This is a genomic window from Neobacillus jeddahensis, from assembly GCF_000612625.1.
In the GTDB taxonomy this organism is placed as follows: Bacteria; Bacillota; Bacilli; order Bacillales; family Cytobacillaceae; genus Neobacillus; species Neobacillus jeddahensis.
Genome location: NZ_CCAS010000011.1, coordinates 77,717 through 90,615, shown reverse-complemented (window position 1 = coordinate 90,615; position 12,899 = coordinate 77,717). Strand labels below are relative to the sequence as shown.

The 12,899-nt window shown below is 38.2% G+C and carries 14 protein-coding genes; 10 read left to right on the top strand and 4 right to left on the bottom strand.

The annotated features are described in order from the left end of the window. Nucleotides 1-41: 41 nt before the first annotated feature. Both TY15_RS07630 and TY15_RS07625 read right to left on the bottom strand, forming a co-directional pair. Nucleotides 42-1,133: an HD-GYP domain-containing protein gene (locus TY15_RS07630; RefSeq protein ID WP_040209248.1), complete on the bottom strand. Its 1,092-nt coding sequence runs from the start codon at nucleotides 1,131-1,133 to the stop codon at nucleotides 42-44. A 363-nt stretch (nucleotides 1,134-1,496) separates the two neighbouring features. Beyond that, nucleotides 1,497-1,679 (bottom strand): YolD-like family protein, encoded by a 183-nt coding sequence (locus TY15_RS07625; RefSeq protein ID WP_040209247.1) that lies wholly within the window; start codon nucleotides 1,677-1,679, stop codon nucleotides 1,497-1,499. Nucleotides 1,680-1,915: 236 nt separating this feature from the next. On the opposite strand from TY15_RS07625, the gene TY15_RS07620 reads away from it, so the two are divergent. From TY15_RS07620 to TY15_RS07575, 10 genes are all read left to right on the top strand, one after another. Continuing rightward, nucleotides 1,916-2,236, top strand: a complete 321-nt coding sequence (locus tag TY15_RS07620; RefSeq protein WP_244440898.1) for a ribonuclease E inhibitor RraB — start codon at nucleotides 1,916-1,918, stop codon at nucleotides 2,234-2,236. 215 nt (nucleotides 2,237-2,451) lie between these two features. After that, entirely contained in the window at nucleotides 2,452-3,405 is a 954-nt protein-coding gene (locus TY15_RS07615; RefSeq protein WP_081799355.1) for an alpha/beta hydrolase, read from the top strand. A 151-nt stretch (nucleotides 3,406-3,556) separates the two neighbouring features. After that, nucleotides 3,557-4,723: an acyltransferase gene (locus TY15_RS07610; protein ID WP_040209245.1), complete on the top strand. Its 1,167-nt coding sequence runs from the start codon at nucleotides 3,557-3,559 to the stop codon at nucleotides 4,721-4,723. Nucleotides 4,724-4,745: 22 nt separating this feature from the next. Beyond that, entirely contained in the window at nucleotides 4,746-6,311 is a 1,566-nt protein-coding gene (locus TY15_RS07605) for an AMP-binding protein (protein ID WP_040209244.1), read from the top strand. Between the two features lie 34 nt (nucleotides 6,312-6,345). Further along, on the top strand, nucleotides 6,346-7,311 hold the full coding sequence (locus tag TY15_RS07600; RefSeq protein WP_244440897.1) for a sulfonate ABC transporter substrate-binding protein: 966 nt from the start codon (nucleotides 6,346-6,348) through the stop codon (nucleotides 7,309-7,311). Continuing rightward, nucleotides 7,308-8,084, top strand: coding sequence for an aliphatic sulfonate ABC transporter permease SsuC (ssuC, locus tag TY15_RS07595; protein WP_040209239.1), 777 nt, complete (start codon nucleotides 7,308-7,310; stop codon nucleotides 8,082-8,084). Before TY15_RS07600 ends, ssuC begins: the two co-directional genes overlap by 4 nt. Nucleotides 8,085-8,123: 39 nt before the next feature. Next, nucleotides 8,124-8,882, top strand: coding sequence for an ATP-binding cassette domain-containing protein (locus TY15_RS07590; RefSeq protein ID WP_040209238.1), 759 nt, complete (start codon nucleotides 8,124-8,126; stop codon nucleotides 8,880-8,882). A 210-nt stretch (nucleotides 8,883-9,092) separates the two neighbouring features. Continuing rightward, nucleotides 9,093-9,668: a GNAT family N-acetyltransferase gene (locus TY15_RS07585; RefSeq protein WP_040209236.1), complete on the top strand. Its 576-nt coding sequence runs from the start codon at nucleotides 9,093-9,095 to the stop codon at nucleotides 9,666-9,668. 233 nt (nucleotides 9,669-9,901) lie between these two features. Then, nucleotides 9,902-10,054 carry a hypothetical protein gene (locus TY15_RS23520; protein WP_187373549.1) on the top strand — a complete coding sequence of 51 codons (153 nt, stop codon included), beginning with the start codon at nucleotides 9,902-9,904 and terminating at the stop codon, nucleotides 10,052-10,054. 424 nt (nucleotides 10,055-10,478) lie between these two features. Further along, nucleotides 10,479-11,078 carry a kinase gene (locus TY15_RS07575; RefSeq protein ID WP_392391385.1) on the top strand — a complete coding sequence of 200 codons (600 nt, stop codon included), beginning with the start codon at nucleotides 10,479-10,481 and terminating at the stop codon, nucleotides 11,076-11,078. Between the two features lie 216 nt (nucleotides 11,079-11,294). On the opposite strand, the gene TY15_RS25105 is transcribed toward TY15_RS07575, so the two are convergent. Beyond that, complete coding sequence (locus tag TY15_RS25105) at nucleotides 11,295-12,122, bottom strand: excalibur calcium-binding domain-containing protein (protein WP_052353723.1); 828 nt, start codon at nucleotides 12,120-12,122, stop codon at nucleotides 11,295-11,297. Between the two features lie 129 nt (nucleotides 12,123-12,251). Continuing rightward, nucleotides 12,252-12,746, bottom strand: coding sequence for a DUF4231 domain-containing protein (locus TY15_RS07565; protein ID WP_042374268.1), 495 nt, complete (start codon nucleotides 12,744-12,746; stop codon nucleotides 12,252-12,254). Between the last annotated feature and the right edge of the window lie 153 nt (nucleotides 12,747-12,899).

Sequence of the window (12,899 nt, the reverse complement as noted above, 5' to 3'; positions counted from 1 at the left end):
TAAAAAAGAGATTCCTCGTAAAAGGAACCTCATTAATATAATTATAGAATAGCTTCACACCCTGTAATCGTAATATTTAATTGATTTGATAAAGCGATTTCGTATGGCTTATTCAATTTGTTTCCGTACGGATCTTTAATCACACGAACAGTTGGACGGTCAGGAACGTTAAATTTATATTCCGTTACAACAGCTGTTTCTCCAGTGCTCAAGGTGACAGTTACACCAACAGGATAAGTAGCAACGGCTTTTTGGAAAGCTTTGAGATAATAAGGATCGAATTGGGAGTGAGTTCCTGCATACAGTATTTCCATTGCATCATGAGGGAGCATAGCATTTCGGTAACTTCGATTGGAAGTTAGTGCATCGAATACATCAGCTACTGCTAAATGACGAGCGAAAGGGGAAATTTCATTTCCTTTTAATCCTCTTGGATATCCTGTTCCGTCTAACTTTTCATGATGTTGATAGGCACAATTAGCAGATATGGTATGAACAGATGGCTCATTCCGGAGAATTTCCCAACCAAATTCCGGATGTTTCTTAATTTGATCAAATTCTTCTGATGTCAACTGTCCATTTTTATTTAGAATTTCTTTTGGAATATGTATTTTACCAATGTCATGCAGCATAGCACCCATGCCGACCATCGTTATTTCTTTTCTAGTCATTTTTAATTCCATCGCCATCGCCAATGTATAGATCGTAACATTTGTACAATGAGTGTAGGTGTAATCATCGTGAATGTACACATCACTCAATAATCTGGAAACATTTTTCGTTCTTTGTACTTCTTTTAGCAGACTATCAAGAACACTCTGTATTCTTTCAATGTTGAAATGCTTGATCCTCCTCCCATCACGTCTATTTCCTTTAAGTAGTTCATCAAAGGTTTCTTTAATTCGAATATTCGCTTCTGCCCGAAGTTCAATTGGTACACTATCTTCAATTTCTAAATCATCGGTTAAGTCATCATGAATATATAAAACCGATACATTTCTTTGTTGTAAACGATTGATCATTGCAACTGTCAGCGTTACTCCTGAAGCTATAAGAACACTTCCAAGTTCCGTATAAATCGGTTTCCCAACGACCATACCAGGGAAACAATTCCCAATAGAAACTAAACGCAATTTAACACCTTCTCTAAATAGTTCTAAAAAGTAAATTAAAACCTATATAAATATACTACAACTTCCAACAAGAGTAACACGAACGGTTATTGGTATGAATATTGTTAGTATATCATGAAGGTATTAAACTTTTATAGATGGGGTTAGTAAGAAAAGAATTCTTAAATTAAAATTTAAAAACCCTAGTGATACACTAAAACATACATAGGATTGTTTTCGTAGGAAGTGGAAAATTAACGCTAGCAAAAGATGTAACTTCAAAGTTAATTTTCCTTTGCAGGAATTAGACTAGAGATATAAGAAGAAATGAAGAAGAAAACGAAGAATATTTAATTTCAATGATCCAATAACGTTGAAACAAAGTTAATAAATATGTCTAATAGCTGATAAACGGATGGAGAAAGACTTTTGTTGTTCATCCTTTAATGAAAGTATTTGATCTTTTAGATTCAGGCGATAAACGTGGCCTTTAAATGTATGCAAAGCACCATTTGTGTAAAAATCAATCGTAATCAGTCCATTTTGAGTTAGTTTTTTTAAGTACATAAGAAATCCTCCTATCATTGTATTGGTTTTAACTATTCTCATTATATAATTAGTATTTTAAGAGACGATGAAGTAGATGTTAAAATTATGTTAAATCAGTAATGATAAGAATAGTTGATGGAAGAACATGATTACTTTTCATCATGGGAGTCATGAATTTAATTTATGATTAGTCTTTAAGAACGAAGTGTTTTATAATGACAACGATGAAGGACTAGAATATGGAGGATAAACGAATGAAATTCCCTAATGATGCGGATGGAAATGCTTTACTAGGTCTATATAAGGAAGGAATAAATTTCAAAAAACCACAATCAGTTGAATTTTTTGTGGCTGTGCCTGATCAAAGTACAGGTAAAAAATTAACGGAAGTCTTAAAAGGAGCAGGCTTCAATTGTTTCTTAGAGCAAGATGATGAAACGGATGAGTGGGCATGTAGTTGTTCAAAAAGAATGCTATTAAATTATAATGAAATAATAAAGATACAGAATCAATTAAATTCCTTAAGTAAACCACATGGTGGTTTTTCAGATGGTTGGGGGGTTTTTGTAGACTAAAAGGGTGAAGAGAATTTTTTGAGTTGCCTATTTCATAGGCAACTTTTTTCATGTGACCAGGGGGACGGTTCTAGTGGTACATCGCCTTAAAAAGACATGAGAACCGTTCCCCTGGTTTCTGGTTTTTTTTTCAGTAACGGGTAATAATAAGACGAGAAATTAAGTTTTTCTTAAGAAAAGCAGTCTAAACTTGTAGCTGAGGCGGTTGTGATTGAATGATAAGAATAATACCATTCGTGACAGGAATTATATTATTGAGCGGAACGATTTGGAACAGTCCCGATGCTGATTTAGGAGATAGAGAACTAGAGATTAAAACGATTCATTCCAAAAAAGCGGAAGATAATCATGTCGATTTGAGACCCAATATCGTTTATTCAGAGATTGGTGGAAAAGCATTACACTTGCATCTATTAGTCCCGAAAAAGGCGGACAAACCACTTCCTTTGATTATTTTTATTAAAGGAGGAGGCTGGGGAAAGGATCAGCCCCAGAAGACTTTTAGTTTCATTCCACAATTAGTGCCGCTTGCAAAAAATGGCTATGTTGTCGCGAGTGTAGAACATCGGACAAGTCAAGAAGCGAAATTTCCGGCGCAACTCCAAGATATTAAAGCAGCTGTTCGATATCTAAAGGAAAATGCAGAGCAGTTTAATATTGATCCCGAAAAAATAGGCGTTTGGGGCAGCTCTTCAGGTGGACATCTTGCCGCGTTAGTGGGAACCAGTGGAGGGGTAGAAGCGCTCGAAGGAAAAGACGGGACAGCAACTAGAACAGATAGTCGAGTGCGAGCAGTTGTTGATTGGTATGGTCCAACTGACTTTTCGCAAATGAGTAAATTTCCCTTGAAGATCGATGTGGACGCATCGGATTCACCAGAATCAACGTTAATTGGTGGCCCAGTTCAGGAAAACCTAGATAAAGTAAAACTTGCAAATCCAATCACCTATATCACGCCTGATGACCCGCCATTTTTAATTATGCATGGAGATAGGGATCGACGAGTTCCATTTAACCAAAGTGTCTTGTTATTCCATGCCTTACAAAAAGCAAAAGTGGAAGTATCGATGTACAAAATTGAAGGGGCAGGACATGGGGGATTTTCACAACCTGTCATTTTGAACAAAGTTCAAGAATTCTTTGATCTCCATTTAAGGAAAACAAAGTGATAAAGGGACCTTTCTATTTCTACTTAACGGTTGATTGAAAGAAAGGTCCTACTTTATTAAAAGTTTGGTAACAAAAAATTCATACTTTTTCGATTAAATGGAGAAGAAAGGAAGTTTAGACCGTATTTTGGACAAGGAGGTAGTTTTCTTTTTGAAAAAGACACATTTATACGAAATAGATTTTATGCGTACTTTTATCATGCTAGGTGTTCTTTCTGTACATACCATGACCATTTTTAATCACCAAATGGAAGAGGGGACTTTCCCTTTTTTGGCCATGTCAGCAGTACACTCATCGATGCATGTGACGAGAATGGCGTTTATGTTTATTACTGGATTGGTATTGTTTATCACCTACTACCGGAAAGAGTTTCATATATTTTCATTTTGGAAGAAAAGACTTCTCTTAATCGCTATTCCTTATTTGTTTTGGAATGTAGTCTATATCCTATTTCGCAGTACCTATTCGCTGGATTTACATGGCTCATTTCTAACTTTTATGAAAGAATGGGGAATCTCTCTTTTACAGGGGGATGAGTTTTATATTTATTTCGTCTTAATCAGTTTTCAATTTTATCTTGTCTTTCCCTTCTTGCTTTTTGGGCTGAGGAAATTTGAAAAATGGCATCTTCACATTTTTATAGGGAGTGTCCTATTCCAACTTGCCTTAATGTCATTCTATAAATTTGCCATCCCACATATCGATCAATCTGGATGGCCGTATTTATTTTCTCACTATGGAGTATTTGTTTTGACCTATCAATGCTGGTTTATTTCAGGAGGGATGGTGGCATGCCATTACGAAAAGATTTGTCATTTCATTGACAAGCATGCCAAAACTATTATCATTTCATTAGTTTTCTGTGTTTTCGCCATGTGGGCTTACTATTATTACAACCGGTTTGTACTAATGTTAACGGAAAATAAAGCACAGGAGCCACATCAGCCATTATTGCTCCCTTATAGTCTGCTGGTGATAGCGGCATTATTCATGTTTGGAAGAAAGTGGGTAAATCATCGGACGGAACGAAAATGGCAGTCCTTTAGCCGCTATATCATGCTGGCTTCCAAAACATCCTTTGGCATGTTTCTTGTCCAGCCATTCCCGCTGTTTATTATTAAACAGATTGTTCCCGTTTTTGCAGAGGTGAAATGGATGTATATCGTGCTTTTACCACTATCGATCCTGTTTGTGTATGGAACATCGATGTTTCTTTCCTACTGGCTCAATAAAATTCCCATCCTTTCCTATGTTGTCGGGAAAAAATCAAAAATAATGAAGCGAGCAACAACAGTGTCCGTACCTGGTCAAATGTAAGTAATTACAAGGAGATGATTCAATGTCTGTCTTAACAGATCGACTTCAACATGTGCTAGCATCACCCAAACCGATGATTCACGATCAAGAAAAATGGTATGTTACCACCGACATACAAACCGATATTGCTAGAGTTCAAGATTGTCTGGCTAGTGCAGGTGTACTGAAAGGAGAGCGTATCTTACTAAGCTACGCGAATTCCTATCATTTTGTCTGCCTATACCTTGCGATCATTGATTACGGAGCCATCGTCGTTCCGATTAACCCAAATATGCCGGAATACGAACTGATTTCTTTCATTCAACGCTCTCGTCCAGTGAGTGGTTTTATGGGCAGCTATCATGCTGACATCCTATTAAAAAGTGATTTTTCCGATTGTTCAATGGGATCCATTTTCGTGATTGATACGAAATCATTTTTGACAAAACGCTTTGATCAAACTGGTGTAACATGGCTGGAAAGCAATGCACGGGGAAAAATAAGAAATTTAATATCCTATCAGACGGAAGAAGATTCTTTGGCTGTATTGCTCTATACTTCAGGTACTACCGGGAATCCAAAAGCTGTTGGCTTAACACATGGACAAATACTAGCTGCGATTGAGAATATTATTCATTCACATGAACTTAGTGCCGAGGACATTACCTATTGTTTCTTGCCTTTGTTCCATATCAATGCTCAGGTGGTTGCGGTGTTGTCGACATTTTTGTCTAATGGAAAGATTGTGATCGCACCAAAGTTTAGTGCTTCGAAGTTTTGGAATGTGATAAATGAACACAGCGTGACTTGGGTTTCTGCTGTTCCTGCCGTCATTTCCATTTTGTTGAATTCATCTCCCCCCCAACAAATTTCAAGTCATTTACGATTTATCCGTTCTGCCTCCTCGCAGCTGCCGATGGTAAATGCCCGCCGCTTTGAACAAAGGTTTCATGTACCTGTCATCCAATCGTATGGAATGACAGAGGCAGCTAGTCAAATTTGTGTCAATCCATTGCCCCCAAGAAAAAGGGTTTTAGGCTCTGTTGGCTTGCCAGTGGGGGTACAGTTGAAAATTGTTGATTCAAATGGCCAGCCATGCTTGCCTACTAAAGTGGGAGAAATCGTAATTAAAGGAGATAATGTCATTCATCACTATATTGAAGCGGCCAATCAGAATGATTTTCTTGATGGCTGGTTCCATACAGGTGACCTTGGTTATGTCGACAAAGAGGGTTATGTGTTTATCGTAGGCAGAATGAAAGAAATGATCAATCGAGGCGGAGAGAAGATCAGCCCTTATGAGGTAGAAGATGTGATCCGGCAGATTCCGGAAGTCAAAGATGCTGCCGTCATTGGATTATCTCATCCGCTGTATGGAGAAATTGTCGTTTCTTATATTACATGTCAAAACGGGCAGGAAAATCCTGACAAAATCGTCAAGATGGTGATGGCGCACTGCCAAAAGTCACTATCAAACTATAAATGGCCTGCTGAAGTCTATATAGTGGACGAGATTCCGGTTGGGCCAACAGGGAAAATTCAACGGAATCGCTTAAAGGAGCTAAATGATCACAGGGATCAAAATCTTAAAACGAAAAACATGCGCTAGTTTACTTTAACGAAAATAAAGGTTGTGAAAAATAGTGAAATTCAATCGAAAAGGGAAAATAATTCTGAGCTTGGTCATGATGGTGCTCCTGTTGGTAACAGGCTGCAGTAATAATGACAGTGATGCTGCAGCTGATGAAGACAAAGTGGTTCGGATTGGCTACCAAAAGAATGGACCACTTTTTATCCTGAAATCTTTAGGTTCGCTGGAGGAACGGTTAGAGAAATTAGGATATAAGGTAGAATGGAAGGAATTCCAAGATGGTCCTTCCCTTCTTGAGGCGTTGAATACAGGCAGCATTGACTTCGGAAGAACGGGGAATACACCACCTGTTTTTTCACAGGCATCGGGTTCCGATTTGAAATATGTGGCAGCAGGAAAGTCAAAATTTGAAGGAAGCGGAATTTTAGTACAAAAGGATTCAACGATCGAATCGGTTAATGATTTAAAAGGGAAAAAAGTAGCTTTTTCAAAAGGATCCAGTTCTCATTATTTAATTGTAAAGGCGCTCGAACAAGCAGGTCTTTCCCTTGACGATATCGAACCTGCCTATTTAACACCGGGTAACGCCCGCATTGCCTTTGAACAGGGCCAAGTGGATGCGTGGGTTGTCTGGGATCCGTATACCTCATCGACTGAAGTAAATTCTGATGCTAGATTACTTGTGAATGGTGAAGGTCTGACAACGGACCGTGATTTCTTTGTGGCAACAGAAAAGTTTGCCAGTAACCATAAAGAGGTGATGGACGCCATCATCGAAGAAGTAACAGTGTCGATGGATTGGGCGAACAATCATCATCCGGAATTAATCAAGCTTCTTGCAGATGCATTGAAAATGGATGAGGAATCGGTCACCAAGGCAGTGGAGCGACGGGAATATGGCGTTGAGGCAATAACAGAGGAAATCATCGAAGAGCAGCAAGAACTAGCTGATTTATTTTACAAGCTAGAGATTATTCCTAAGAAGATTTCGATTTCGAAGGCAGTGATGGAGCAATGAAGAAAGTGAAAATAGATAAAAAAAGGGGAGAAAAATGGCTTCCCTGGGTCATCCCGGCGCTTATTTTGATCGTATGGCAAGGTTTTAGTGGAATAGGAATCATTCCCGCAAGGATTTTGCCTTCACCGACGGAGGTATTGAAAGCAGGCGTGAAGCTTTCTGCTTCAGGTGAATTAACGACACATATCTCGATCAGTTTATGGAGGGCATTAATTGGGTTCTTAATCGGGGGAACACTAGGCTTTATCCTTGGATTATTTAACGGACTGTTCAAATACATTGATTTACTGTTTGATACGTCCATTCAAATGCTACGGAACATTCCACATTTGGCATTACTACCGTTGGTCATTTTATGGTTTGGGATTGATGAAACCTCGAAAATATTTCTCGTGGCATTAGGAGTCCTATTTCCAGTTTATATTAATACCTATCATGGTATTAAGTCAGTGGATCGAGGGTTGATCGAAATGGGACAGGCCTATGGGTTAAAGGGTTTTTCGCTGTTTACACACGTCATCTTTCCAGGAGCGTTATCTTCGATACTGGTTGGGATTCGCTATTCGTTGGGGGTTATGTGGACAACTTTGATTGTGGCGGAAACAATTGCTGCCAATTCGGGAGTAGGCTATATGGCGATGAATGCCCGCGAATTTATGCAAATGGATATTATTGTCCTTAGTATCTTAATTTATGCCTTACTCGGAAAGCTGTCTGATTGGCTGGCGAAATTATGTGAAAACAAATGGCTCTCCTGGAGGCAGTTATCGTAAGGGCGAACGAAAAATGATGAAGAGAGGTAGGCTGAGGAAATGGATCAGAAGGAATTATTAGTCTTAAAGGATGTCAAAAAATCATACAGCAGCCTTTCTGTGTTAAAAGGAATAAACCTTACTTTTCAACAAGGGGAGTTTATCTCGATTGTCGGGAAAAGCGGCTGTGGGAAAAGTACGCTGCTCCGCATTATTGCTGGCTTGGAAGCAGCAGGCGGGGGTCGGATCATGATGAATGGAAGCGAATTACAATCTTTAAATGAAGCGGCCCGCATTATGTTTCAAGATGGCCGGCTCTTACCCTGGAAGAAAATCTTGCAAAATATTGGACTGGGTCTTTCTGGCGATTGGAGGGAAAAGGCGCTGGAAGCGTTGCGTAGTGTCGGCTTAGAGGATCGTGCGCATCAATATCCTTCATCACTTTCTGGCGGTCAAAAGCAACGGGTTGCTTTAGCTCGGGCCTTAGTCCATGAGCCGCAGCTGTTACTCTTGGATGAACCACTCGGTGCGCTTGATGCCTTAACGAGACTGGAAATGCAACGATTGATTGAAGCCATTTGGCAAAAGAACCGATTGACGACGATCCTTGTTACCCATGATGTAGAAGAAGCCGTTATGCTTTCCGATCGGGTTATTGTGTTGAAGGATGGGAATGTGGCTGTAGATCAAGTGATTGAAATGCCAAGACCAAGACAGCGCGCGAATCCTGCCTTTACAAAGTACTCAGAAGAAATTCTGGCGGAAATAATGGGGACTAGGAGTGCCAGGGGGACGGTTCTGGTGGCCTTATCTCATTAAAAACAAACAGAATATGTGCTATATAACAGGGCTTTCTTTTTATCAGGGATGCCCTTTTCTTTTTGGAGAAGGGTGCCAGGGGGACGGTTCTAGTGGTCCTTTCACATAAAAAGAGCCAGAAGAACCGTCCCCCCGGTTCATGAGTATTAAATATAGAAATTAGCATATACTTCCCTTATGAAATTTACAATGGGATAAAGGAGTATGTCCATGCATTGGTATGAAAAATTGAATCAATATTTTCCGGTAGAAGAGATGAAATCTAAGGAGCATATGGAAACCCTACTAAAAGAGAGGTCTGAGATCTATCATAAAGATGAGGGCCCCAATCATGTGTTAATGTATGTGGAACTTGAGAATTTCGTCTTTATTGATTACCTATTCGTTTCGAAAAATGCCCGTGGTCAGGGGCTGGGACATAAACTAATGGAAAAAATGAAAAGTAAGGGAAAACCGATTATACTTGAAGTGGAACCCGTCAATTATGAAGACAGTGATACAGAAAAAAGGCTCCGTTATTATAAACGTGAAGGCTTCGAGCATGCAGAGTCTATCGGCTATGCGAGAAGATCTCTGGCAACAAATGAGGTTAATAAGATGGAAATCCTTTATTGGGCACCTAACAATGAATCTGAAGAACTGATCTTTGAAGCCATGAAAAAAACGTACGATATGATTCATACCTATAAAGATCACCGTTTCTATGGCGAATCCTATCAACCAGTAGATGAGGTTTTAACCTTTAACGAAGCACCAGAGAATGAGAATATATTAGACAAATTATAACTGTGACTATTCTCTTGTAAATATAATAATTAACAAAAAACCTTGAGTCCTTTATTGGGGTACTCAAGGTTTTTTGTTAATATTACCTCCATTCATTAAAAGCCATAAGAACCGTCCCCTTGGTCCACCCCACTACCAATTTCGTTTTATCTATGTGAAAGTATGAGTAAGTTTTTGCGCTACCTTGTATATTAAAAATACAGAAATTGTTTCTAATAGAACAAAAGTCAAAATTGACAGAAATCATAGAAGTCCTCGATCACCAACTTGCGATAATTGAACAAAAGATTGGGAAAATACTTAGTATACAAACGGAACTAGTAACTCTTAGAGAACGTGCGCGAGCAAAAATTGGGAGAATCGACGAGGAAATTTCGAAACCATAAGATTATCGATTTAAAGTTCAACTCATTTCATTTTCTTTGCAAAAACAATTTGGCACTAAAGGACTCTAAATCCACTAATCGGGCAGGAGGTTTTAGGAATTCCCAACCGTTTTTTTAGTATCTTTTTTGATACGCCAAATAAGATACTCTGTCTGTAGTTGGGACCAGATAAACCCTCCAATCATTAATGCAAAATACAAGTATTTGTCTTGCTTATTTTCTTGCCGACGGTTTAATCCAATAGCAGTAAAGATTGCGGTGAAACTTGTAACCATATGTATTATTATCACAGTCCAAGACTTCATAATTAATCCCCTTTTAGAGTTTTTTTAAGTATCTGTCTTGTCACTGTTAAATATACTACAATTTCCACTATTAAAGCTAAATAACGGACCAGAGGGATGGTTCTTTTGGACTAGGGGTGATGAATTTGGAAGTTAACATGATTACTATCCTTAATATGATCCTGAAAATGGAGCAAGGGAAGAGAATGATACTTGGAATAGACGGACTAAGCCGTTCGGGAAAAACGACATTAGTAAAAAATATTGAACATCAACTTCAGGAAATGAATAAAAATGTTTGTATTTTTCATATTGACGATTACATTGTTGAGAGAAAAAGGCGCTACAACACAGGTTGCGAAGAATGGTATGAGTATTATTCTTTGCAATGGGATGTAGAGTGGTTAAAAGAGAATTTTTTCAAAAAATTAAAAGCGTCAACGGAACTTAGCCTGCTAAAATATGAAACTATTTCTGATACACAAAGAGCTCAGAACGTCAAATTACCTGATACTTGTCTAATTATCATTGAAGGGGTTTTTCTTCAACGCAGTGAGTGGAGAGCATTTTTTGATTATATGATTTATGTCGATTGTTCGCGAGATAAAAGATTTAAGCGTGAAAGTGCAGGAACTCAAAATAATTTGAAAAAGTTTTCGGAGAGATACTGGAAAGCGGAAGATTATTATGTTGAGACTGTATTACCTATGGAACTAGCAAATCTTGTTATCATTAATTAAATGATACCTCAAAAAAAGGAAATTTGAGGAGGTGGCATTCCAATTAATAAATAACTAATTAAGACAGAATTTAAAACCTCATTGTCATATTTCAAATGATAGTAATTAAAATGTTCGAATATGTAAAAGGACTATATCATATGTATCGATTTTGACGTTTAAAATCGACTTTTCGACAGACAAAAAAGGCGTAAATAAGTACGCCTTCTTACTAATCTAGTATCTCTCACAAGCAACATTATCATGATCCCGGTCCATTTTGGTCGTGTATGCAGGATGATCAGAAGAAACTCCGTTCGGATACACCTTTCTTAATTCTGTGCAGTTTGCAAACGAAGTTTGTCCAGTTGTTGAGGAAGAGGTGGCTTTCTGTTGTTGAGCTTTTGCCTGGGCCTCCGCTTTTGCTTTAGTTTCTGCCTCAGCTATTGCCTGAGCTTCGGCTTCTGCTTTAGCCTGAGCTTCTGCCTTTGCTTTAGCCTCCGCTTCCGCCTTTGCTTGTGCTTCAGCTTCTTCTTTTGCTTTTAGCTCAGCTTCCGCCTTCGCTTGTGCTTCAGCTTCTTCTTTCGCTTTTAGCTCAGCTTCCGCCTTCGCTTTTTGTTCGGCCTCTTCTTTAGCTTTCTCTTCTGCTTCCTTTTTCTCCTTAGCTAGAGCTGCAGCTTTTTCCTTCGTATCTTCCTTTGATTTAATCTTTGCTTCAGATGCCTGAATATTGGTCTCTTTTTTATCATTCGGAAGCATCGCGGCACTTCCTAACCAAATGACCAATGCACCTAACATGAGAAGAAATCTCTTTTTCGCTTTTCCGTTCCGTTTAATGAGTGCCAGGATTCCAGCGATAAGAAAAAAGATAAATGCCAAAAATCCAAAGGCAAACAAGATCATGATAAATGAGTTACCAGATGTAATCAACCAAATGATTAGCCCGATTAGCATCCATAAGAAATTCAATTTTGCTCTTGGGTTTCGTTTTCTGAGTCCGTTGATTCCGGAAACGAGAAAATATGCCATGATGACAAAACCCATCCAGCCAAAATATAGTGCCAAATAAAAACCCCCCTATTGTTTTTAGATGTGACTAATTTCCCATTATATAGGAAATTACATAAAAATTGGGGGATTATTAATATTTTTTCTTGAATGACCAGAGGGACGGTTCTAGTGGACTACCTCCGTTTAAGAGCCAGAAGAACCGTCCCCTTGGCTTCCTTCCTCCTTCTCAGATAAAAGCTGCTCTTCTTTAATTTTTGCCCAACTTTTTAAATCATTTTTACATATATCTTGAAGTCGATTTTTATAGGTTGTGAGTATTTTCGTAGATATTTCATCCTCGGGTTCTCCTGCAATATAAAATTCAAAATCTCTTTTTAGTTCCCTTAAATGTGCTAAAGTAGTTACATCTTTTACCCATAATCCTAAGTGGTTAAAGAAGCCTTCAATTCCATTAAAGATGGTAATTCCAGCAGACAGAATGAGGGTAATATCGGATAGAAAATTATTATTTTGTGCACTTTTTAATCCCAATAATACAGTGATAATGGCGGAACCAATCAAAGAAGATACTTTTAAAAATAAAGATTTATATTTATTGCTTTTTCTCCTTTTTTCATATATTTCTATATTATGATTTATATCCTCGATTAAAATTTTTATTTTCAGTTGATTGTTCATAGCTATGATCTCCCAATCTTAGGAAATAGGTGCTTGAAAGACTGTCCTGCCTAATCATATTCGTCCTTTTTCTATTCCTATGATAGAAAGGAGATACTATTGCCTGATAAAATAAGATTTCATCGAAAATGATGATTGAATAAACGATCATCA